Source organism: Providencia sp. PROV174, from assembly GCF_028480685.1.
GTDB classification, from domain to species: domain Bacteria; phylum Pseudomonadota; class Gammaproteobacteria; order Enterobacterales; family Enterobacteriaceae; genus Providencia; species Providencia rettgeri.
The window spans coordinates 99,499-123,449 of sequence record NZ_JAMPOT010000021.1; the positions used below are offsets into that span (position 1 = coordinate 99,499).

The window sequence follows — 23,951 nt, forward strand, 5'->3', positions numbered from 1 at the left end:
TAAAGCCTTTCAATACCCCGCTTTCACCCCTTCCCAATCCAACTTAAACTTAGCTAAATATTTTCTCAACCTGTCCGCATCATTGGGCTGTTTTTTATGTTGCCGTGATACCGCAAACAGCTCACGCCCCGCTTCGGAAAGGGTAGATGAACGGCGGCAAACTTCAAGCACCATTGCCAACTGTGGTTGGTCGAATAAATCAATTTCACCAATTTGCTTTGGTAATGTATTGGTTGATTTTGGCTGCCATTGAGACTGCAAACGGCCAATTTCCTCCTCGGCGACCACTTTGGTGATGCGCCCGCGTTCGGCAAAAGTGGCCATTCGGCTAATGGAGGCACCCAATTCCCGGAAATTGCCGCGCCACTGGGCTTGCGGGGAACAAGCAAACCTCACATACACATTGCGCGCTTCGCTATCAAAACGGATTTGGCTTTGCTGAACTTGGCAAAATTTGGCTAATTCATAATCGATATTGGGTTCAATATCTTCACGACGTTCTTTTAACCCCGGTAAGGCAAAGGTCCACATATTGATACGAGCGTATAAATCTTCCCGAAACTTACCGGATTCCACTTGCTCTGCAAGGTTGCGGTGGGTGCCCGCAATCAGTTGGAAATCACTCTGGGTTTCATTGTCGGAGCCAAAAGGAAAAAAACGTTTTTCTTCAATGGCTTTGAGTAACATAGCTTGTTCATCAAGGCCAAGTTCTGCAATTTCATCTAAAAATAAAATGCCGCCATCGGCTTCTTTTAACAAACCGCCTCGTGCATTTAGTGCCCCAGTAAACGCCCCTTTTACATGGCCAAATAGCGTCGACATGGCATTATCACCGCGCAAAGTGGCACAGTTCACCTCAATAAAACGCCCTTTGACTTGGTGGCGGCTTTCGCGTAATTGATAAATGCGGCGCGCTAAGAAAGATTTTCCTGCCCCTGTTGGGCCATTGAGTAAAATCGGCGCTTTCGAGCGCAGTGCTACCCGCTCGATTTGTTCAATCATGGTGTTAAATGCGGCATTACGCGTGGCAATCCCAGATTTTAAAAACGAAACCTGTTGCTGCTGCTCTTTTTGGAAGCGGCTAGTAATGTGTGCATAACGGCTTAAATCTAAGTCAATAACCGCATGAATACCAACAGGGTCTTTTTCTCGCCCTTTTTGGCTGGGAGACGTTTGGATTAATTTAGCGGGTAAATAATGGGCTTCAGTTAATAAAAACCAGCAAATTTGTACCACATGGGTGCCGGTAGTGATATGCACCAAATACTCTTCGTTGTCAGTATCAAAAGGATAACTTGAAGAAAAATCCAATAACGAGGTGTATACCTCTTCGAAATCCCACGGGTCGGCAATATCCACCTCATGCAGTACCACTTCGGTACTGGGAGAGGCTTGCTCAATATCCTCTTTCACCCGATTCGCCATACCATAATCATTCACTTGATGTAGCAGTTCAAAACGGCCGATATCCAAATCAGGTTGTTGGCACAAGCCTACCGTTGGGCGCCATTTTGTCCAGCGATTGGCTTTTTTGCCTCGTCTATCAAGTACCGTACCCAGTACCCCAATAACCACTTTGCGTTTTTTATTCATAATGAATTTATATAAATTTATAAATAACGATATAAAAAGATAATAATTAGCATAATCCATCTACCAAGCCAATGTTTACTACTTTTATCTTAAAATTATTTTTCATTTATATTTCAATCAAATAAAAATATTTATCCCGTTTTTAAAAAAGTTGGCACGCTTCTGGCAATTAGACATTCATCTACTGCCGGAAATTGTCTGAACTTCGCGTTCAACCGGTGCAGACATGGTGGCGTTAGTCACTACATGATCTGTATTCCGTCCGCTGGGAGATACCTTATGGTAATAGCACAGCTATCAGGTTCGACTCCTGAAACTAACGTCTCCAAAACGTATAACAACGAGCTGAAGTTAAGCTTAACGCCGCCACTCGAGAGCCACGCCGAGTGATGAGCAGAAATTTAGACAGCCCAGTTAGGCACTCTACTTTTCCCCTCACCACTTCGCTTTTTTCTTCAGTGGCGGATAAATATTAAAAAAGGAAAAATAATGAAAAAAATAAAAGTTGCTCAAGGACTTATCGCATTGACCGCTAAAAATGGCGATTTTCAGCACCTATTATTGGCTGGTGAGCACAAAGTGAATGATTGGTTTAACAAATTAACCGTGACCATGTATCCATTAAATGAAGAGCCAATTGAAAATAAGCTGGCAGAACATTTGCGCCAATTTCACTCAGACTGGGTTGATGAGCACTGCCTTGATGTAGCGTTATCTGATGATGAAATTGGATTTATTTATTTACACAATAGCTTGAGCGAAATCTTGCCACCAGCAACTCGTCGGTTGTATTGGAAAAATGGTAATAGCTTAAAAGTGGAACTGCTATCGCTAGAAGATAGTGTCATCGACTCCACCTTAGTTGCACGCTTAATGGGTAAAAAACGCCTTAAAGGCAATGAGTTGGCATTGATTAGTCAAGTGCCTGCATGGCATGTGGGTATGTTAAAAATTGATGGTGAGATACAAAATTTATTACAACCGGGAACTTACGGTTATTGGAAAATCAACCACAAACCGGAAGTTGAAATAATAGACACTCGTTTGCAATCCCTTGAAGTGAGTGGACAAGAGATTTTAACCAAGGACAAAGTGACGCTGCGCATCAATCTTTCAGCTAACTGGCGCTATCACGATATTTTGTTGGCGTTCTCAAAATTGAGTCAGCCTGTAGAGCATTTATACCGTGAGTTACAGTTTTCATTAAGGGAAATCGTCGGTACCCGAACTTTAGACGAACTTTTAGAAAATAAGCAGTTAATTGATGAGTTGATGCTAACTCAAATAGCACAATGCGTAACGGAGTTTGGTTTAGAAGTCGACAGTATTGGTATAAAAGACATTATTTTACCGGGAGATATGCGTACGATTTTATCCCAAGTGGTAGAAGCCGAGAAATCGGCACAGGCTAACGTGATCCGCCGCCGCGAAGAAACCGCCGCGACTCGCTCACTGCTAAATACCGCTAAAGTAATGGAAAACAACCCAGTTGCACTGCGTTTAAAAGAACTTGAAACCCTAGAAAACATTGCGCATCGCATCGACCAAATTTCAGTTTACGGCGGTTTAGACCAAGTATTAAACGGATTAGTAAAAATTAAGGAATAAATAATGATAAATAATAAATTCAATGAATTAACTCAAGAAAATAGCGCACCCGTAAAAATGTGGACCAATGGGGTGCCTGTTGACCCAAAAGCGGTAACCCAGCTGCAAAACACTGCAAAAATGCCGTTTATTTTCAAGCACCTTGCTGTGATGCCAGATGTGCACGTGGGAAAAGGATCGACAATTGGGAGCGTGATCCCGACCAAAGGGGCCATTATCCCTGCAGCGGTTGGAGTGGATATTGGTTGTGGAATGATTGCCGTAAAAACGTCCTTAACGGCATCAGATTTGCCGGATAGCTTGCAAAACATCCGTTTTGCCATTGAAGCGGCAGTGCCGCACGGCCGAACCACCCATCGACATGGGCGTGATAAAGGGGCTTGGCATCGTACACCGGATATTGTCGATACCCACTGGGCGCACTTGGATGAAGAGTTCAAACGTATCTGTGATAAGTACCCAAAACTGCGCCAAACCAACCATTATAACCATTTAGGGACGTTGGGAACGGGAAACCACTTTATTGAGCTGTGTTTAGACGAACAAAACCGTGTATGGGTAATGCTACATAGCGGATCACGCGGAGTGGGAAATGCGATTGGTAACTTGTTTATCACATTGGCACAAAAAGATATGCAACAGCATATTGCTAATTTGCCCGATAGAGATTTGGCTTATTTCGAAGAAGGAAGTGTGCATTTTAATGACTATATGGAAGCGGTGGGTTGGGCGCAAGACTTTGCCCGCCATAACCGTGAAGTGATGATGCACCGCGTATTGGAAGCACTATCGCGTGAAATTCCAAAACCGTTTATCACAGAGCAAGAAGCCGTAAATTGTCATCATAACTATGTGCAAAAAGAGCAGCACTTTGGTGAAGAAGTACTGGTAACCCGCAAAGGCGCAGTATCCGCTCGAAAAGGCCAAATGGGGATCATTCCAGGGTCTATGGGGGCAAAAAGTTTTATCGTGCGCGGGTTGGGTGATGAAGAAAGTTTTTGTTCCTGTAGCCACGGTGCAGGCCGTGTAATGAGCCGAACTGAAGCCAAAAAACGTTTCTCAGTCAGCGACCAAAAAATGGCTACCGCCCATGTTGAATGCCGAAAAGACAGTGATGTGATTGACGAAATACCGATGGCCTACAAAGACATCGACGCGGTAATGGCAGCACAATCATCACTGGTAGAAATTGTTCATACCCTACGTCAAGTGGTGTGCGTTAAGGGTTAAATATAAAAAGTAACAGGAGAAAGCATGGAAACTGACCATGAAAGTGTATCCGTGCTAATGAGAGAACGGATAGGAAAAACACTCAAAGAAATAGAAGAAACTCATCACGTTAAAATACTGTTTGCGTGTGAATCCGGCAGTCGCGGTTGGGGTTTTGCCTCCCGCGATAGCGACTATGATGTTCGATTTATCTATGTTCACAAACTCGATTGGTACCTAACATTAGATAAAAAGCGCGATGTGATAGAAAAGCCAATTGATGATGAGTTAGATGTGTCAGGTTGGGAGCTATCTAAAGCATTGAAATTAATGCGCAACTCAAACCCGGCATTAATAGAATGGTTACATTCACCAATTGTTTATTTTAAAGATGAGGCATTTTTTGCTCAACTGGGGGAATTGGCGGCACAATTTTATTCACCGTTAAAGTCACGTTATCATTACTTATCAATCAGTAAGCGTAATTTACATACTGACTTTAAAGGCGAGCGTATTAAATTAAAAAAATATTTTTATTTACTACGTGCAGTATTAGCTTTGCGTTGGATAGAAACAAGCAAGAGCATGCCACCAATGGCATTTTCAGAGCTAGTTAATGCAACTGTTAAAGATAAATTAGTACGGTTAGAAATTGATGAATTGTTGGTAATAAAAGGCCAAGCAGACGAAAGTCATTATGGTGCAAGACGCCCAGCTATTGATAAGCTCGTTTTGGAAGTTATAGCCAATGCAGAACACATGCAATTCCCTGAGCCCGCTTGCCGTGACAGCCGTTTATTAGATGAATTTTTTCGTAAAGCCGTGTTAGAAAATCATTAACGAGTATTTTTCAAAAAAATAGACCATCAGAAAATTTTTGATGGTCTTTTTTCAAAGGCAATGTCAAACACAAAAGAAAAACAGGTTTATCGCCAGTTCGGGTTTTTAATAATGGAATATTTACCCGCGCCTAAAAATGCCAATGCAATACCACTCAAGAAGAAATACACCAAACTTTCAATCGCCCATGCGCCTGTTTTATCAAGTAAAAACGTTTTATCTAGCCCAATCATCAGCCATGCAACGACCATAGTGAAAGCCACTAATAATGCCGATGGACGAGTTAAAATCCCTAAAATAATGAAAATAGGCGCAACCACTTCACCTAGAATTGTTCCATAAGCAATAAATTCAGGTAAACCATAAGAAGCCAGCAGCGCTTTAATACCACTCGCACCAGTCATTAATTTGCTCATACCATGAAATAACATGAGCCCACCAACAGAAAGACGCAATAACAACCTGCCAGCATCTTCATGGGACAACAAACGATTTAATAAATTGACCACTTTATACCCCCTATGGATATCCAAAACATCATTAAGTAGTATGGCTTAAAAATGCATTATGGCTTAGAAAGATAAAGTAAGAATCATTTTAATTTGCATTTCTTATAACTAAATCAATTTTCATTTAATTAAAATTTGTTAACTTTTCATCCATTCAAATATTACGTTTAATTAACCATTTAATAATCAAAAATATTGAACAATATTACAAACAAGACCTGACAGTCACCAGAGCTAATTCGGTTAATGCATTATAGAAAGGGCTATGTGTTGTTCGATTTAATTGCTGAGAAAATTGCGGTAACCAACTCCCCAAATGGTCATTCAACAATTCCTTTAATGCGGCCTCCCTAACCTGTGAAGCCAAAACTGCCGCTTGAAATAACATTAACCCAACATGGTCTGAGGGCTCTGGATAACGTGTCTGAATTTTTAAACGCTCTCGCTGTAAAAAATCACTCAGTGCCAGTGTTGAAGAGCCTTGTAATACTCCCTCTGGGTCAAGATATACCGAGCCCCATGGCGGGGCGGGTAATGCTTCTGGCCCAATAAACAAATCTGTCCACTGAGTATGCAGTGTCGCAATCTCAATATTTAGCGATGCCGATAGCCGTTCGCTAAGTGAGGTACTGACCTTACAAGGCCACTGAGATGCGAAGTCATTTAACTTGAAAAAGCTTATTGCATAATGACTTGCATCATCATTCGGTGAAAATAAATAGCATGTGCCTAAAATATTAAACGCCGCTGCATAGTGTGAAAAATGGATCATAAAAAAGATAATTTCCTAAGCAATACGCTGTTATCTATATGTGGATCGTGTAAAAACAGTAGCGCAGCATAAACTCAGCAACCATCGCCGCTGTACAACCAACCACTAAATACCTTTTACTATTTGAGGTAATGACCCCATTCGCCGTTTGTCGTATATGACGAAACAACCCATATCCCAATACCATCACCGCCAATATTCCAACTACCCAACTCGTGATACGCAGTGACCAAATCCCTTGGTATGCATAGATAGAGTCGATAGGAAATGTAATGGATTCATTATTATAGCTAGTGTGAACCAAGTAACTTTCATAGGCAGGCTGATAAGCTAAACGAACCAGTAAGCTAACCCCAATCACCGCCCATAATATCCATAGCCCACGAGTTGATATCTGAGCCTCTACGGCTCCGACGTTAAAACGCAATAACAAATTGATTAATAAGTAATACCCAGCAGCACCTGCTGTAAACATGGTGCCGTAGAACATCAAATAAGTATTATCATTCATCCACGTTAACATTGATGTATAACGATAGATTGAAGCCATGGCATACACATCACATAGCCCTGCAATAATCGCTAAACCAAGTAACAGATATGACAATTCCTTTTTGAACCATAACCATAGGAAAGTGAGCCCAAGAAAAGAAAAATAGGTGGCAGTGAATACCACTTCACGGCTTAACCACGATGAAAAAATATTCAATAGGGAATTAGGCGCATTCAAAGGAACCCCTAAGTGGGTAATTGAAGACAATAAACCGATCCCCGCAAATACGCAGGCGACAAACACATACCACAGCAAAAACTGTGTGTGCGTTTTACCCGTTAAATTCGCCGATAATTTGTTTGCAAAAAGCGCTAACATCACACTCAACCCAATGGATGTTTGCATTAAAAATGTGAATAATAACAGTGGCCATTCATTCATTTGGCTTCTCCTTGTGAGTCTTGTGTACGACCCGCCCCAAGATGTGGATGGATCACTAAATTTGGGTGGGTAATCGATGAGTCTGGTAATCCTCGGACATCCGCTAGCTCCCCATAACGTTGTCGTAATTCATCAATTGGGCCAAATTGAATGGCTCCTAGTGGGCAAGTGGCGACGCAGACGGGCTGCTCCCCTTTTAGTTGTAAATCAATACAAAAATCACATTTCGACATTTGCTTGGTTTCAGGGTTCATTTGCGGTGCACCATACGGGCAAGACCACGCACAGGTTCCACAGCCCACACACTTATCTGTATTGACCATCACAATGCCATCCCCTTCACGCTTGTGCATGGCTGTCGTCGGGCAATTTTTCACGCACATTGGGTCAGCACAGTGGTTGCATGAAATGGACAACGTATAGGCAAAGACGTTATTCATCAGCCCCCCTGTGCCATTTTCAATAAACTCACCACCAGCGACTTCGTATACACGACGATATTTGCGACCCACGTCGAGGTTATTTTTATCTTTGCACGCCACTTGGCAGGCTTTACAACCGGAACAACGGGCAGAGTCAATATAAAAGCCAAGCTGTTTGTCACTAATCGCGGGATAAACCTGAAATTTACTCATGCTTTGCTTACCTCCACCAATAAGGTTTGATGGGCATTTCCATGTGCCATCGCTGTACTGCGGGAAGATGTTAAAACGTTCGCACAACCGCCTTGGTCAATGCCATTTTCATCAGGTTGCCACCATGCTCCGGCTTGTAAAGCGACAACGCCAGGCATAATGCGCTGGGTAATTTTGACTGGCACCATGGTGATACCGCGGTCATTCTTCACTTTGACCCGCTCCCCATCCGCGATATTTCGTCTTTTTGCATCGATGGGATTGATCCACAGCTCTTGGCGTTGTACTTCTTGTAACCACGGGTTAGCAAATTGCGTTGAATTAGCGCGATTACGGCCTTTCCAAGTGATTAATTGCAATGGATAACGGGAAGCCAGTTCATCTTCCGGCCCCTCAATGGCGGGCACATAATGAGATAACGCAGGGATATCCACATCATTTCGCTGATAAAGGCGCTGAGAGAAAATTTCGATTTTTCCGGATGGTGTTTCAAACGGGTTATTCTCGATATCGTTAATATTTTTTTCGAAGGCGACATGACCCACATGCGGTTTGTGTTTTAACAAATGGCGGCGCTTAACCAGCAACTCATCAAAGGTTGGAATGCCATCTTCTGGGCGTTTTTGATGAGCGTCATTGACTAAATGCTCAATCCACTGTTTTTCTGTGCGCCCTTCACTGAATTTTTCACCAACACCGAGTTTTTCAGCCACGTCGCGCAACCATTCATAGTCACTACGGCGCTCAAATTCAGGCTCGACGACTTTTTCAGATAAAATAATATAGTTACCGGTTCCCCAAGTGCCGCCCACATTCCAGCGCTCTAAGAAACTGGTTTCAGGCAATAAAATATCGGCATACTTGGCGCTAGGAGTCATGTATAAGTCGCTGTAAACAATAAACTCAACTTTACTTTCATCTTCCAGAACTTTAGCGGCATGCAAAATATCGGGGTTCTGGTTAGTCATATAGTTACCCGCTAACGAAAAAATCATTTTGATTTCCGTATCGAGTTTTTCCGCATTTTTTAAACCATTATTTGGCGTTACCAAATCTTTATTTTCACAGGCTTGTACCCAATTGGTGATGTTGATTTTCGCTTTAACTGGGTTGTCAAATAAGCTAGGGCCCGCTAACGTTTTACGGAGATCCGGCGTGACTGCCATGCCATAACCTGCTGCCCACCCCCCTTTTACGCCCACATTACCCGTGATTGTTGCCAACAAGGTCGCGCCTCGGGCGGAACGTTCACCACAGATATGACGCTGGGGCCCCCAGCCTTGCATTAATGCCGCAGGTTTGGTGTTGGCATATTCACGCGCCAGTTGGCGTATGGTGTCGGCGGGTACTTTGGTAATGGGTTCCGCCCATTCTGGGGTTTTCACTATTCCATCTTTTTTTCCCATTAAATAAGCCATTAATGACTCATTTTCGGGTATGCCTTCGGGCATCTGGTGCTCATCAAAACCAACAGTGAATTTATCAATAAAGGCTTGATCATGCAGCCCCTCACTGATGATCACATACATCATGGCATCCATCATCGCATTGTCTGTGGTCGGCAAAATAGGGATCCACTGGTCAGCTAATGACGATGCGGTATCCGAATAACGCGGATCGACAACAATGAATTTGGTGCCATTTTTCTTCATTTTTTGAAAATAATGGTTCGTATGGCCAAAAATGGTTTCGTTGGGATTATGCCCCCACAGGATCACCAATGGCGTATCTTCGAGTGTGTCTAGCGTGCTACCGCTTGCTGATGTGCCATAGGTATAAGGTGTGACCGCCATGGTATTGCCGTTACTTACTGAATGGTAATTTTCTAGAAAACCACCCGTGATATTAAATAGGCGGCGTAGCATATTCGCACCAGAGAAAATCCCACCAGTTACCCCTGTGCTGAGACTAACAAAGCGCGAGGCAGGGCCATATTGCTCATTGATACGCTGCATGTTGTCAGCAATCAATGTCGTTGCTTCTTCCCAGCTAATACGCTCAAATCGCCCTTCACCACGTTTGCCCACTCTTTTCATTGGGTATTTCAAGCGATTTGGGTGATAAACAAATTTCCGATAGCTGCGGCCGCGCACGCAAGCACGCATGATGGGCATCTCTTCATCTAAATCGGCATCTGGGCGGGTACTAATTCGGGTTACTACCCCTTCTTTAACGTGTGCTCGAATATCACATTTACCACCACAGTCAAAACTGCTACAGGTGGAGACCACTCTCTCACCTTCATTTTGCAGCGTTGTCGTTGGGATGATATTCGGGTTTTCTGGTGTCGATGCGACCGTGTTTGTGGCAATAAAGGGGACAGCCATGAGCGCAGAGCTGCCTTGAATAAACCGACGACGGGTTAAGGGTTCAATCAGACTCTTGCTATCCGCCCGATCGTGATAATTTTCCATGATAACTCTACCTCTGGCATACATTAGGTTGCCGCGCTAGAGTAATCATTTCCCGGTTTGCCAACTTTCGAAAAACCGCCAAACACATTGGAATTTCAGCCAACCATATAAAACATGTGGTTATGTCAATAAAAACTGCCTATATTCAGAAAATAGATAATAATTTTTGAATCTCAGCCAAGATAAATTCCTATGCGAAATATTCCTCTAAAAACTGTCGATGCCACTCCACGTGATGTGTTAGCTATCGGCACTGATTACCTACCAAACGTGTTACTCGATTCTCACGTCCATCGACGCGCCCAGTTTTTATATGGTGCGACAGGCTTGATTGAAGTCAGTACTGCAGATGGGGAGTGGGTCATCCCCCCTGATAGCGGGGTTTGGATCCCCTGTAATACCCCCCATGAAACCCGGATGTTGAATGTCAGTACACGTAGTTTATACATAGAACCCAAAGCGGCTCCACGTAGAGGAAATAAGTGCGAAGTACTCAGGGTTTCTCCCCTACTTCGTCAGTTATTGCTCGAAGCCGTTGATACCCCAATTGAATATGATTTAAATGGTCGTGATGGAGTCATGTACCAATTGATTTTGCATGAAATTGCACAAGCAGAGCCCTTGCCTTTCTACGCACCCATCCCACGGGATGAACATTTAGCTCAGTTGTGCAGGGAATTCCTAAAAGCCCCACAAATCACCTCATTACCACAGGAATGGGCAGCAAAATTACATAAAAGTGAGCGTTCATTTAGCCGTTTTTTTGGTGCTCAAACGGGGCTCTCTTTCTCTGACTGGCGGCAGCAAGCTTGCTTATTAAGTGCGATTACCCACATTTCTGCGGGTAAATCCATTACCGAGGTCGCATTCGATTTAGGCTACAGCAGTGTCGGGTCTTTTTCGACCATGTTTAAAAAATGGTTAGGGCAAAGCCCATCCAGTTTTATTCAGAGAATTGGTGGATAATATCTAACCATTCAAAAGCTCAATTTAATCAAATGTGGCGATTAACCATGCAGACCCTTGATAGCTTCCTGCGTCTGCATTAGCTCCTTGAATACGACTACGTATCTGAATCGTACGATCTGACTGAATTCCCACACGAATGTCTGTGCCTGTCGCCCCGGTTTGCTCATCCACAATTTCTAACTGACTGTAAATCGTTCTATTTGCAGCATCTTTCATCGGCAATCGCTTTTGCGGGTCGCTATCGGTCGCATAGTCTAACCGCAGCCTGACCTTTGTTAAGGCAGCAAATTTGCAGGTGTATCTGATGCTTTCACTCACCAAGCTATCATAATAAACGCTACTTAATTGGCCATGTCGCAAATTGACTGTACTAGCCTGCCCAGAGCTCGTTTGCGTGGAACACATTGCTTTTACATTTAGCTGAGAAGCCGCAAGACGCATTGGCACTGTTGAGTCAGATAGTGGCCAGCTATCAAAAGGTGGTACAGATTTAGGTTCAGTAAAAGCGCGAACATAACCGGCTAAATCCATTGCGGGAATAACTAATTTTCCATCAATAATTTGCTCATTAATATAAAATGTGATGGTAATCGGAAATTGACTCGTAAACTCATGGGCGGAGCGAACGAGCCCCACATAAGCATATGAGCACATTCCGGCATCAATATTTTTCCAATCCATAATAGGGGCTTCTACTGTCATCACAAGGTTATTATTAATTCGGTAGGCGGTTTTTCCATCAATCGTCACTCCCGCAGAAGCCACATACATAAACAAACGATGAAATGCCTGTGATGAATGAATTCTGGTATTACTGCTCCCCCACCGTCTTCCAACACAATCAACCAAGCCAGATACGCTCACTTGGGCGCTATTGCCATCAATAACGATAGGGTTTCCCACGCGATGATAATTTTTACCATCAGAGCCCACTCGTGAGACGGGGTCAATAACACTATTGCTGTCGAGGCGAATTAAATAACCTGCATTCGAATTTTGTATTCGAGGTGCATAGTCCGCATAGGCTTTCATTCCATACAAACCGAGAATAGCTACCAGAGAATACATTGAGAGATTAAATAATTGCTTAAAGAATCCTTTCCCCAAAAATAGGGAAGATTGCCTTTTCACTATTGAGCTAAAAAACACCTGAAACAGGATTTGAAAATTAGACATAACCGATATTACCGCCTTAATAGTAAGTGACCGAAATCATGGCAATAGCACTAAATTTTCCAGCACTGAGCTGATTCGCTGGCAGGGTATTGACGAGCTCAGCTTGTAAAATAATTCGCTGCAACGTGGCATCTATTTGTTCAGGAAATATTTGCTGAATTTGATTAACTTCAAGTGGATGAGCCACACCGCCAGTTAGGTTATTGATATTAATGCCAAGGCCATCGGTACTGGTTGATAAAATAGTTTTTCCTTGATAAACCATAGTGTTACTATTTTTGGGGTTAATCATGATACCAAGAGCTTTATTCCAATTGCAGCCTGTTAAATACAACGGAAATGTATGGGATTGAGAAACATCATCTGAATTAATTGGTATATTAATCACCCCAAAATTAATTTTTAATGGTGTGCTGTTATCTTCGCTACGAAGCTGGCAGGCTGGGTCGACTAATGTCGCACTCACATCGATTAAAACATCTGACTTAGACATAAATGAGATGAATAAAACACACAAAATTAATTTAGATGACAAATTGGTTGTATTCATCATTCATACTCCAATGTAAAAGTCGCTGAGCTTGAGAAAAAACCTTTTTTTGCCTCATTCAATGGGTTTTTACGGACAAATACGCCAAATTCCAATTGCTGGCTTCCATCAGCCACAGTAACCGGTTCTACCTCAATCGATTGTTCCCAAATAACAAGAGCCCTTTGCTTATCAACCACCCCTAGCAATACTCCACTATTACCATCTGTTCCAAGGTAACTTTGCCCCTCTATATTGACGCGTTTTGGGCTTTTCCAAGTAATTTTAATCATCTTATTGAGGTCAGCTTGGCTGCATTTTTCAATCGTGATAAAAAACGGAGTGATATCACTGGTAATGTTGTCATTAATCGACTTCAAACGTATATTTTCAATTTTCACCTGCTTAGTAATGGAATCAGCCGCTAACTGACAGGTTTTGTTGACTAAAATGCCACTAAATTCCACATCAAGGCTATCCATACCCCAACCCAATATAGGAATTCCAAGACTTAAAAGTAAAATGACCTTACTCATAAACCACCTCCAGCCGTAACACTTTCGATTTGTGTATAGCAACAGGCGGGTGAATCAAATTATTACCGTTGAGTAAACTCATTTTCTCCATGGCCGTAACATTCCCATTTTGCACATCATAAAAGCGTATTCGTGCAGGCGTTGTTTGTGTTTTGTTAGCAGAAAAGGCGTCGCCTGCGCCACATTGCGTCAACATCACCGTTGAGGTTGATATTTTTAAATGACAAGGTGAATTGAATAATTCAGCGCTGACTTCTAACCATCCACTATTTAAATCTTCATAATGCGATTCATTCACCGCAATATGATTTAAAAATCCGCTCGCTGAAGCCATTCCCTCCATCATGCCACTAATGAAAAATAGACCGATAAGCATATGTTTTATCAATGCATTACTCCTTCTATTATTAATGCTAGCCATATATTCCTACCTAACTAGCGTTCATCGACCACAGTGCAAATGTCTTGCTGGCAACGAAAAGCCAAAGTCGGTTTTCCGCCATAGTCGTTGATATAGGTTAAATGAGGTTTTGTCAGAGGCTGGGAAACAAGCTCTTGGGTAGATTTAGGCGGTACCATCACTACCTCAAATTGACTTTGCTCAGATTGTTTTTGGTTATTACCCAACCCAATAACAGTCAAATTAAAAGGCGTTGAATTATTGAGTTGATACCCTTTATGCGTTTTCATTAATGTGACTTTATGAGCCCAATTTGTCTCAGACTCAGCTAGAATGGATGCGGGTCGATAAAAAAGCTTCACCCGCGATTGCAAAGCAATTTGTAAGGTATTCGCATCATGAGATTTAGGCGGAACTTCCCGTAAATTAAAATAAAATACGGATTCCCTATCTTGCGGTAACTGGCTAAATAAAGGCGTAACACTCAAGCGAACTAAACTTTGGCTATTCGGCTCAACACGTTGTAGAGGTGGCGTGGCTAATAATGCACCCTTTATTAACTTCTGACCTTGCTGGTCTTCAATCCAACTCTGCGCTAGGTAAGCTTCTTCTGGGTTATCATTAGTTATTTTGATATTGATCGATTTTGCATTCCCGGGGAAAATGATCCGAGTTCGATCCAAGGTTACTGCGGCATCGGTATTAAAGGTCAATATTGGTGTGACAAACAGTACTCTCATAATCCATTGATGATAGATATCTAACTTCCACATAATTAGCCTCACAATCATTTACTTGATGACGAAGAAATTGAACCAAGAGCTTTGACCGAAGAACACGGCAGTAATAATAGATCCGTAAGCTCATCTAATTTTTCAGGTAGAGATAACTCGCACTGTGGCTGGTTATTCCAATACAACGACAGTTTTTCTTGAGGTGAAACCCCCACTAGCCATGTCACTCCACCTTCACCAATAAGTCCCAATTCTTGGTTATTTTTATTGCGAACGCTCGCGCCAAAAGGTGGGTGCCTTCCATCAGACAGAACAAAAACAGCGAATAACTTATGGCCTTTCATCACTGATAAGCTGCGATAACCAATGGCGCCTTTGGTTAAGGTAATATCTGTTGAGGGATCAAGGCTTTCTATATCATCAGGAAGCTGACTCGTATTAATTGAGGCGGTTGATTTCCGGTAACTATTCATATTAGGAATAACAGCTAATCCAAATGCATTGGTTTTAATCACGCCATTATCGAGAGGAACGCCGCTCACATCCGGTGTTTCAATCATAAGCCGTGTATCGCCGTGCGCTGAGCGGTGTAATGCCGCCCCTTTAGAGGTTAATGTGACCCCACCATTTATTGACCCACCAATGCTGTGGTATTGATCTGGTACATAGCTCGCATTTATCGATGTACTTGCTTGGGACAGGTCTCGTGAGTAGAAGCCACTCAAACTGGCTTGGTTATCAATATGTTGGCCATGGCTATAACCCACATTGATATTGTAATTGTCTTGCTCCCCATAACCGCTATAACCAACCTGATGATTAAATTGGTTATTTCCTGCTGAGCGTGAGTAGAGCTCAGAAAATGTGACACTATGCCCACGGAATAATGGCAAGGTGAGATACAGATTAATAGCATCATCTTCATTACCATTGTCTCGTTCAGTACGAGTCGCTGATAATGATAAATTTGCCGCATTTCGGGACAGAAGTGGAAAATTTAAAGGCGCATTAATGTATAAGCCATATTGCGTTTGTGAATCATGCTGCCAATAAGTACTGTATTGATAATTAATAGAAATATTAAAATCATCAAAATATTTATTTAAATATAATTGATAATTTTCTTTTGCTGCCTGAACACCATTGCCTATTCTATCTTCATCCATAAATTGCGTCAGTGTTCGGTATTCTTTGTCAGCAAAGCGGTAACCCGCAAAGGTAATATCGGTACGTAAATCATCGAAAGATTTTGCGTAATTAACACGATAAGAGCGCCCTTGGCGTCTTTTATCTGAAAAATCGGCAAAGGATTGAGTGATATCAAAAGAAACCGCGCCTATTGAAAAAAGATCTCGTCCTATCCCTAGCGCTGCACTTTGGTAATAACCATTAAGCTGAGTTCCGCCATATAATGACCATGCATTTGAAACACCATATGATAATTCACCACTTACAACAGGCTCCCCCGTCAAATGCCGATTGTCATAACGCGTCTTTCCCATCGCAACCTTATAGATAGCCCGTCCAGGACGTGTTAAATAAGGTAACGAGGCGGTACTAATACTAAATTTACTCTCTTCGCCATTTTCTTCACGTACCGTCACATCCAATACGCCACGAATACCACTATCGAGTGTTTGAATTCGAAATGGCCCTGGAGGAACGGCTGTTTCAGAAATAATACGTTCTTGACTGCGAACAGTCACAATTGCATTAGTGTTTGCCACACCAATAATTTCAGGTGCATACCCCACTAATTTAGGCGGTAGCATGCGGTCATCACTTTCTAAAGAAAAACCGGTATATTGCCAAGACTCAAAAATATCCGAATAAAAATAATTTTCTCCCACGGTAAAAATTGAAGCGCTATCTTTCAATGAAGTAAATGCATAAAGACGAGTAAAATCAAAGTTGTGTTTCTCTTGAGGGTAATCCCACCGTTGCTTCTGATAAGATGTACTGTAATCCCCACGTAAGCGCCAAGCCCCCCAATTTACCCCTGTAATCCCATTGCTTGATAAATAGATTTGCCGATTACTATCCGTTTCTTTAGTTGCAGAAATATTCGCATTGTAATCAATAAATGCGCCATCTATTCCCTCTTCCCATAAATTAGCAGGTACCCAATATGGGTCGCGATATTCCATCCGTATTTGTGGAATAATCATTTTCAGCGACAGCGTACTGAGCTCAATGATAGTTTGAATCCCATCTAGCGCAGAAAAATCGAGACATTTCCCATTATGGGAAAGTGTCACCTTTTTCATTGCAGAACGCTTTAAACCAATTAACTCAAGGACATCAGGAGGAATACAGATAGTTTGTGCCACTTGAGTTGATTCACCTGCGATTGGTTTGTTTTCATAAACAGAGATATCGCGGGGTGCCCCTAAACGTTGCCCATTAACAAAGAGAGTAAAAACATAATTCCCCGGTAGCGTATACCCGGCAACCGAAAACTGGCTCATATCAATATTTTGAATATCATCTGCATCTAACACATCTGTATTAAATTCAGTTGCAAATGCTTTCCATCCCATAAGACTCGGTAACAGAAAAGCAATGTGCCAAGCTAGTTTCAATTTTTCGTTAATTTTGAACACCATGCTCTATACCATCCTAGCTATACCAGATTAAATGCAATAAGAATGCATCTTCAAAATGAAGTTTATAAAAGCGTATTACTCGTGTGTGTTATTGGTAATCGATGAAGAAACGGACCAGTCCGTAATAACGACCTGCTTGGATCGGCTGTCCGGTTAATTCCAAACGTAGGAAATAGCGTAGGAAAAGGCTGTACCCTGATTTATCTTGATACAACACATTGTTAGATAATGAATAATCCTTATTAGGTTGTAATCGTATTTTTGCATTATCTAATACCGATATACCTAATCCTTCCGAGGCACCTTGTAGTGTAAAAGCATCAATATATGGTGCATTTTGGCCAACAAAGCGTATCTTCCATGTTTTTAGATCAATGCTTGAATAGGCACTACCGCAATCTTGTAGCTCGATAATAAAAGGCTGGTCATGCATTTCTCGTTGCAAGTTATTAGATAAAAAAGAAAGAGCCAAAGAAGAAAAATCAATAGTTTGATAGCGGTTTTGTAACGAAATTGAACACGGTGCATCAATGACGCTTCCTTTAAGTAACGTTATTGCATTGACGTTGTAGGGTTTACCATTTTTGGTGTCTGCATGTGAATGAATACTAAAAATAAGCATTACCAACAGTACCGTTATATTCATAATCCTTTGATAACTATCCACAACCCCTCCTATAGCGGCTCACTATTTAACCACCAGTTAATTCTGGCGGTTAAACAATTTAGTTATTGATAGGTAATACGAAAGTTTGTGACTGCACTGAACTTACCTTCCGATACACTTTTCGTTGTATCAACAGCTTTCGCTAATGCTTTGAAAGATAAAACATTATCACCTTTTTTATTGATGATCCGTGAGAGTACATCTTTCGCTTTTCCAAATTCAAATCCATCAATGCCAATTCCCACATTGTTGGTATTACCTGCAGAAGTAGAAAGTAAAGTATTTGTTGCATCCGCATAGCTTTGGCCTGTAAACACTAATTCCATTGATTTAACAGCAATAGGTTTTCCGGTTACATCAGTATCGAAATCAGTGAAATCACACCCAGTAAATTCAATATTAAATTTCACTTCAGCCACACGACCATTTTCCAGTGCTCTACGAGATAACTGTCCAAAATCAATAACTTGCTTTAGTGAAGATTGGGCTATATTACAAGGCGTGCTAACAACGACACCCTCAAAATCAACCGTGCCTGTATTGTCTGCAGCAGAATTTGCTGATAATAAACCCGCCATCAATGCAGTAAAAATAAATAACTGAGTTGATTTTGATAATTGAGGTGCAATATTTAATTTGGTTAATCGCATAGATTTTTCCTTTCAATTAAAAAATAAAACTACAACAAATACACTATTAGAAATTTAATAGCGTAAATCTGATTCCCATATTTAATTCAATGAAAGAGGATACAAAAACCAAGTATCACACTATGAGCGCATAATTAAATTAACGATATATTTGATTGAAAATCATCTTTTTTTTGGTTTTCCATAATAATAGAAAAATGATCTTTCGATGAGATAAAAAAGCTCATCCTGTGTTCTTATATCTGCAATTTCACTCGAGTAATTAACTAAAACTTTGAAGAAAAATTCTAGCCAGTTTTTTTCTAATACGATAAGAAGGGTATTCAATACTTCAACATTAATACCAGTTTCCCCTCTTTCATAACGAGAAACCTGCTGTTGACTTATTTTTAATATTTCCGCTAATTGGTATCCTGTTAATGATTTATCAATTCTAGCTTGTCTTAAAAACAACCCAATATCTCGACGTAATAATATATTTGTTTTTGTCATATTATTTCCAATGAGTAGTACTCTTATATGAAATTTTAAATTACTCATTGCTAATTTAAAAATCGATTTATTTTTATATAAAGTAAAATTTAGACACATCAAAAAATAGATAGAAATAACTTAATTTAAATATAGGTTTATTAATTAATTCTGTAAATACGTTTGTATCGATCGAATTTATATAATTTGATAGTCATTTCCTATTAAATTATATAGATTGTGTTTCATGATTAATAAAATTAAAAAATAAACAATTAAAATCAAAGTGTTAAAATAAATTTCAATTAAGATAATAGAAAAGTAAATTAATTACATTAAAATATTAACATACCGGGAAAAATAAAATTAAAAGAACACATTAAAGCTTTCAATTAAGACAGATAAATATATCAAATTTACACAAAAATAGAGTTAAATAATAAAATCAATAAATAAAAAAATGACAAATATAACGCATTAATAATTATTTAAATAATTACTATCAGCTTACGTTATATTCCCCAGAATTAACATAATTAAGATTTAAAATAAAATATCCATTTACTGCATTTTTTATGCATTTATAGCATTTTTTATTTAAACACCTAACAACTTATTCAAATATCCGTTAGAGTAAAACTAAAAAGGAATTCACAATGACAGCAAAATTTTATAGTTACCAACCACAGCAAGGTCACAAGCTACCCCACGACCCTATTCCATCACTTATTGGCCCTAGGCCGATTGGTTGGATATCAACCCGTGATAGCAAAGGTAGAACCAACCTAGCTCCCTATAGTTTTTTCAATATTTTCAATTATTCACCACCTATATTGGCCTTTTCGAGCGTTGGGAAAAAAGATTCAGTCACCAATGCCATTGAAACAGGGGAATTCGTTTATAACCTCGCAACATTGTCACTAGGTGAGCATGTAAATATGAGTAGCGCCACACTCGCACGTGGCGAAAGCGAGTTCACACTAACGGGGCTATCAACTCTCCCCTCGACATTAGTTTCGCCGCCTCGTGTTGCTCAAACACCCGTTTCAATGGAATGTGTTGTCACACAATACCAACAACTTAAACGTGCTGATGGCCAGTTATTGGATACTTGGATGGTGATGGGTGAAGTCGTCATGGTGCATATTGATGAGTCAGCATTGAATGATGGCTTATATGATTGTGCTGGCCAGAAACCACTATTACGAGCAGGAGGACCTGCTGATTATTATTGGATTGAACAACAGCAAAACCTCAAAATGTATCGCCCTAAGTAACCAGAAATCGGAGTAATAAGTATCTTTCTGAGGTTTATTACTCCGATATGTTACTCTTATGGATAGAATTGACAGTTTAGCTGCTCACTGCTTTCTGGATAGGAAAAATGCTCAGTAATTAAATCAAATTGCATTTCAGATGTTTGAAATGGGTTTTCCCCTGCTAAATTGCGGGCCACAAGCCTTGCTTTACACTCATCATTACTGACCTGCAATACATGAAATATATAATGAGCATTAGATGTCTGCGCCAATGATCTTAACCATTGCCTTTGCAAGGGTGTATTAGCAGGAAAATCCATCACAATATTATTTCCAGCCTGTATCAATTGCTTGATATGACCTTCTAATACTTGCTTCACTAAAGCACTTTTCTCAATATAGTGAACTAATTCAGTAATTTCATTAGGGTAAAGTGCAGCAAGCCACTCATCTTCACAAAGCAAAATAGTACAAGGCGAGTTAGCCAATTGTTTTGCTAATGTGGATTTCCCTGAAGCGATTTTGCCACAAAGAAAATGCAAACGAGGTTGATTTTTTAGTAATGATGATGCTTCTGCTAAATTCATAAATCGTTCCTTACTGAAGTATTAACCAGATAAGAACAAAAAACCCGCCTTATCTGGCGGGTTTAGGATGTCGCTTATCCCCACCACTAAGTGATGGTAATAATAATGTTTAAGCTAACGACACCCTGCGACATATAAATTTCCCAAATGGAATTATAATCAACTTATCAGTGGTCAATACAAACTGTCAAACTTAGTTGAATTATGAGCATAAATAAAAGAGGTTTTGAAAATAAATTTGGAAAATCAATTTTTTGATTTTCGGCTGATAACACAAAGCGGGAAAAACCACGCTTTTATCCCGCTTTGTCAACAACCTTAGACCTGAATAAATTCAGGTCTTTTATTTCACTAACTAATGTTTACCATTTTTATGGTGATTAAGTGTTTCTTCTTTTAAATCAAGTTCATCACGTAAACGATGGTACACCCTTTCATTGATATTTTTGCTTTTACGCATTTGATATAACGCGTCCCGTTTTGCTTTTAATGCTGACTTGGACATCTCACGTTCCATATCAATCATCTTATGTAAGTCATACACATCTGACTCAGTTTCATCTGAGTTATCGAGTCGTCTGCCATAAATTTCTAACAGTTGCGCCCCAACCTCAGTACGCATCGCAATTTCATCCATATCATCCGATGGGTGGTTCATCAATTCACGTAAATGCGCCATTGCTGCCTCATTTAAGGCTAAACGCGCTCGAATTTCGTCATTATCATAAGGTAAATCTTGTACCAGCCCCTTGGTTAAAATTGGCAGCGCAATACTGGCAATCAGCAATGAACATAAAATCACTCCCATTGCTAAGAAAATAGCCACATCACGATTCGGAAATAATGAACCATCTGGCATCAGTAATGGTAATGTCAAAATACCCGCTAACGTAATCGCTCCACGCACACCTGCTGTCGCCATAACCGCCATCATACGAATATGCATGACATCAGCTTCTTTACCGCGACGGCGTTTATGGAAGACCGTTAGAGTCATCGAGATCCACACCCAGCTAAACCGTAAAACCGCCAAGGCCACAGTAATGATTGCCACATACACAAATAACATCCAAGGGTGACTCGCCCCAGCCGCTTCTGCGACAGCAGGCATGTTTGTCCACATACCGGGTAACTGCTCACCTAACAAAATGAAAATCATTCCGTTCAACGCGGTTTGTACCGTGTCCCATACCGCTTTACTTTGCATCCGTGTAGCGGCTTGCATACGCCCTGCAATTTTTTCATAGTGCATGGCAATACCAGCAACCACTGCGGCTAAAATACCGGAAACATGTAGATGTTCAGCTAATAAGTAAGCCGTAAATGGCATCAATAGGCTGATCATAATTTGAATAGCAGGCTCTTCACCAGTACGCTTAACTAACAATTGATTTAACCAACCAATTGCCCAAGCCACCAGCAAACCAATTAAAATTCCCCCGAATGCAACGAGCACAAACTGCCCCGCCGCTGAAGCAAGAGAAAATGTACCTGTTAACGCAGCGACCACCGCAAAACTGAAACACACTAGGCCCGTTGCATCATTCAGCAATGACTCCCCTTCTAGAATATGTGCCATTCGCGATGGCAATGGGGAATTGACAGTCATTGCAGACACTGAAACAGGGTCTGTTGGCGACAAAATAGCAGCCAAGGCAAAGGCAACAGCTAAAGAAATAGCCGGAATTAACCAATGTATAAAAAAGCCCATACCAATAACCGTGACAACCACTAGGCCGATGGCTAACGACATGATCGGTTTAATTTCTTGGAATAAGGCTTCTTTAGGAATACGCCAACCGTCCAGAAACAGCAAAGGAGGGATAAATAAAAATAGAAATAGATGAGGTTCAAATTCAACTGTAAAACCGTATAAAGACAAGCCAGCCCCTAATGCTATCTGAATCAGAGGTAATGGAATAATATCTTTGAGCAATCGTGAAACAAAAACGCTCACAACAACGGCTAATAAAAAAACGAGTACAAGTGTCACTACTGACATTGATTGCTCCATGTTTAGCTAATCATTAATTATCAGTTATGCAGTAAATAGATAAATTGAATCAATGTAAAGTAGCAATTAATCATCTGATATAAAAATAATAAATTTAAGAAATAGCCTATCTATCATTAAGTTATAAAATTACCGTCAACTTGAGCCGTCCATAAAAAACTTATTTATCTATTTGATATAGAACAATTAAATTCTTATTTAAACAATAAGTTATGCCTTACTATTAAAAACCAAACTAAAGCACCATTAACTGACTATTCTTTTGTTTCACTAAATCCATTTCCGCTACCCAGCTTTTTCTTTTTATGATTATTATCAGAAGTACTTTTATAGGTAGTATTGGCATTTTCTAGGCTATACCGCTCAATTAATTCTTGTAGTACTTGCTTAATAACCTTACTTTTACGTAACCCCAAGGGCGCTAAAACAGCCTCTTCGTGTTGCTGTGCAGCAATAAGTAAACCATCAACCAATGACATTCCACTTGATGTCACACTAACAAGTGTTATGCGCTTATCACTGCCATTATAGTTACTGTGGCGAACCACGTGCCCCTGCTGCTCTAATCGTTGTAGTACACGAGTAATTGTAGGTTGTTTACTCACCGTTTTTTGTGCAAGTTCGGTGATCCCCATCGAGCCATTTCCTGCCAGTGTGGATAACACTCTCCACTCTAATACTGACAAACCTTTTTCTTCAACAATGGCATGAAACTCGGATGAAACCAACATCCAAGCCTGCCCCAACAGGGCAGGCAAATAGTTATCAACAAAAATCTTTGAGTTTGCCATTCGCTCCCCTTGATAAATTCTTGAATTATTGCGTTTGGTTACAACTCC

At 40.6% G+C, this 23,951-nt stretch carries 23 protein-coding genes; 5 read left to right on the top strand and 18 right to left on the bottom strand.

Translation table 11 applies throughout. From position 1 onward, the window contains the following. Positions 1-9: 9 nt before the first annotated feature. A complete protein-coding gene (gene rtcR / locus PSE60_RS17315) occupies positions 10-1,593 on the bottom strand; it encodes an RNA repair transcriptional activator RtcR (RefSeq protein ID WP_272666243.1) in 1,584 nt (527 codons plus the stop codon). A gap of 486 nt (positions 1,594-2,079) precedes the next feature. Here rtcR and PSE60_RS17320 point away from each other — a divergent pair, with 486 nt between their 5' ends. The 3 genes from PSE60_RS17320 to PSE60_RS17330 are packed head-to-tail and all read left to right on the top strand — an operon-like array spanning position 2,080 to position 5,250. Further along, positions 2,080-3,201: a slipin family protein gene (locus tag PSE60_RS17320; RefSeq protein ID WP_272666290.1), complete on the top strand. Its 1,122-nt coding sequence runs from the start codon at positions 2,080-2,082 to the stop codon at positions 3,199-3,201. 3 nt (positions 3,202-3,204) lie between these two features. After that, positions 3,205-4,431: an RtcB family protein gene (locus tag PSE60_RS17325; RefSeq protein WP_272666244.1), complete on the top strand. Its 1,227-nt coding sequence runs from the start codon at positions 3,205-3,207 to the stop codon at positions 4,429-4,431. A gap of 24 nt (positions 4,432-4,455) precedes the next feature. Beyond that, entirely contained in the window at positions 4,456-5,250 is a 795-nt protein-coding gene (locus PSE60_RS17330; protein ID WP_272666245.1) for a nucleotidyltransferase domain-containing protein, read from the top strand. 86 nt (positions 5,251-5,336) lie between these two features. On the opposite strand, the gene PSE60_RS17335 is transcribed toward PSE60_RS17330, so the two are convergent. The 5 genes from PSE60_RS17335 to PSE60_RS17355 form a co-directional block, all read right to left on the bottom strand. Continuing rightward, a complete protein-coding gene (locus tag PSE60_RS17335; RefSeq protein ID WP_272666246.1) occupies positions 5,337-5,759 on the bottom strand; it encodes a DoxX family protein in 423 nt (140 codons plus the stop codon). Between the two features lie 205 nt (positions 5,760-5,964). Beyond that, on the bottom strand, positions 5,965-6,531 hold the full coding sequence (locus tag PSE60_RS17340; RefSeq protein WP_272666247.1) for a molecular chaperone TorD family protein: 567 nt from the start codon (positions 6,529-6,531) through the stop codon (positions 5,965-5,967). Between the two features lie 34 nt (positions 6,532-6,565). After that, positions 6,566-7,465 carry a dimethyl sulfoxide reductase anchor subunit family protein gene (locus tag PSE60_RS17345; RefSeq protein ID WP_272666248.1) on the bottom strand — a complete coding sequence of 300 codons (900 nt, stop codon included), beginning with the start codon at positions 7,463-7,465 and terminating at the stop codon, positions 6,566-6,568. Then, entirely contained in the window at positions 7,462-8,100 is a 639-nt protein-coding gene (locus tag PSE60_RS17350; protein WP_164528339.1) for a DMSO/selenate family reductase complex B subunit, read from the bottom strand. The genes PSE60_RS17345 and PSE60_RS17350 overlap by 4 nt, the downstream gene beginning before the upstream one ends. Continuing rightward, positions 8,097-10,514, bottom strand: a complete 2,418-nt coding sequence (locus PSE60_RS17355; RefSeq protein WP_272666249.1) for a DMSO/selenate family reductase complex A subunit — start codon at positions 10,512-10,514, stop codon at positions 8,097-8,099. Before PSE60_RS17355 ends, PSE60_RS17350 begins: the two co-directional genes overlap by 4 nt. Before the next feature lie 192 nt (positions 10,515-10,706). Between PSE60_RS17355 and PSE60_RS17360 the strand changes: the two genes are divergently transcribed. Continuing rightward, complete coding sequence (locus tag PSE60_RS17360; RefSeq protein ID WP_272571697.1) at positions 10,707-11,480, top strand: AraC family transcriptional regulator; 774 nt, start codon at positions 10,707-10,709, stop codon at positions 11,478-11,480. Positions 11,481-11,504: 24 nt separating this feature from the next. On the opposite strand, the gene PSE60_RS17365 is transcribed toward PSE60_RS17360, so the two are convergent. The 9 genes from PSE60_RS17365 to PSE60_RS17405 all read right to left on the bottom strand — a co-directional run bounded on the left by PSE60_RS17365 (position 11,505) and on the right by PSE60_RS17405 (position 19,273). Further along, entirely contained in the window at positions 11,505-12,515 is a 1,011-nt protein-coding gene (locus PSE60_RS17365; protein WP_272666250.1) for an adhesin, read from the bottom strand. A 160-nt stretch (positions 12,516-12,675) separates the two neighbouring features. Continuing rightward, positions 12,676-13,212, bottom strand: a complete 537-nt coding sequence (locus PSE60_RS17370) for a fimbrial protein (protein ID WP_272666251.1) — start codon at positions 13,210-13,212, stop codon at positions 12,676-12,678. After that, entirely contained in the window at positions 13,209-13,724 is a 516-nt protein-coding gene (locus PSE60_RS17375; RefSeq protein ID WP_272666252.1) for a fimbrial protein, read from the bottom strand. The genes PSE60_RS17370 and PSE60_RS17375 overlap by 4 nt, the downstream gene beginning before the upstream one ends. After that, positions 13,717-14,145 (bottom strand): hypothetical protein, encoded by a 429-nt coding sequence (locus PSE60_RS17380; RefSeq protein WP_272666253.1) that lies wholly within the window; start codon positions 14,143-14,145, stop codon positions 13,717-13,719. The genes PSE60_RS17375 and PSE60_RS17380 overlap by 8 nt, the downstream gene beginning before the upstream one ends. A 14-nt stretch (positions 14,146-14,159) precedes the next feature. Next, positions 14,160-14,864, bottom strand: a complete 705-nt coding sequence (locus tag PSE60_RS17385; protein WP_272666291.1) for a fimbrial biogenesis chaperone — start codon at positions 14,862-14,864, stop codon at positions 14,160-14,162. Positions 14,865-14,911: 47 nt separating this feature from the next. Then, on the bottom strand, positions 14,912-17,464 hold the full coding sequence (locus PSE60_RS17390) for a fimbria/pilus outer membrane usher protein (protein ID WP_272666254.1): 2,553 nt from the start codon (positions 17,462-17,464) through the stop codon (positions 14,912-14,914). An 88-nt stretch (positions 17,465-17,552) separates the two neighbouring features. After that, positions 17,553-18,110 carry a fimbrial protein gene (locus PSE60_RS17395; RefSeq protein ID WP_210835750.1) on the bottom strand — a complete coding sequence of 186 codons (558 nt, stop codon included), beginning with the start codon at positions 18,108-18,110 and terminating at the stop codon, positions 17,553-17,555. Positions 18,111-18,193: 83 nt separating this feature from the next. Then, positions 18,194-18,709: a fimbrial protein gene (locus tag PSE60_RS17400; RefSeq protein ID WP_210835751.1), complete on the bottom strand. Its 516-nt coding sequence runs from the start codon at positions 18,707-18,709 to the stop codon at positions 18,194-18,196. A gap of 234 nt (positions 18,710-18,943) precedes the next feature. Then, positions 18,944-19,273: a helix-turn-helix domain-containing protein gene (locus PSE60_RS17405; RefSeq protein WP_272666255.1), complete on the bottom strand. Its 330-nt coding sequence runs from the start codon at positions 19,271-19,273 to the stop codon at positions 18,944-18,946. Positions 19,274-19,908: 635 nt separating this feature from the next. On the opposite strand from PSE60_RS17405, the gene PSE60_RS17410 reads away from it, so the two are divergent. Then, positions 19,909-20,529, top strand: coding sequence for a flavin reductase family protein (locus tag PSE60_RS17410; protein WP_210840431.1), 621 nt, complete (start codon positions 19,909-19,911; stop codon positions 20,527-20,529). A gap of 56 nt (positions 20,530-20,585) precedes the next feature. Here PSE60_RS17410 and PSE60_RS17415 read toward each other — a convergent pair whose 3' ends face one another. From PSE60_RS17415 to PSE60_RS17425, 3 genes are all read right to left on the bottom strand, one after another. Beyond that, positions 20,586-21,098 (bottom strand): AAA family ATPase, encoded by a 513-nt coding sequence (locus tag PSE60_RS17415; protein WP_272666256.1) that lies wholly within the window; start codon positions 21,096-21,098, stop codon positions 20,586-20,588. 355 nt (positions 21,099-21,453) lie between these two features. Then, a complete protein-coding gene (locus PSE60_RS17420; RefSeq protein WP_004915075.1) occupies positions 21,454-23,100 on the bottom strand; it encodes a Na+/H+ antiporter in 1,647 nt (548 codons plus the stop codon). A gap of 266 nt (positions 23,101-23,366) precedes the next feature. Then, positions 23,367-23,903: a MarR family winged helix-turn-helix transcriptional regulator gene (locus PSE60_RS17425; RefSeq protein ID WP_272666257.1), complete on the bottom strand. Its 537-nt coding sequence runs from the start codon at positions 23,901-23,903 to the stop codon at positions 23,367-23,369. Positions 23,904-23,951: the final 48 nt, after the last annotated feature.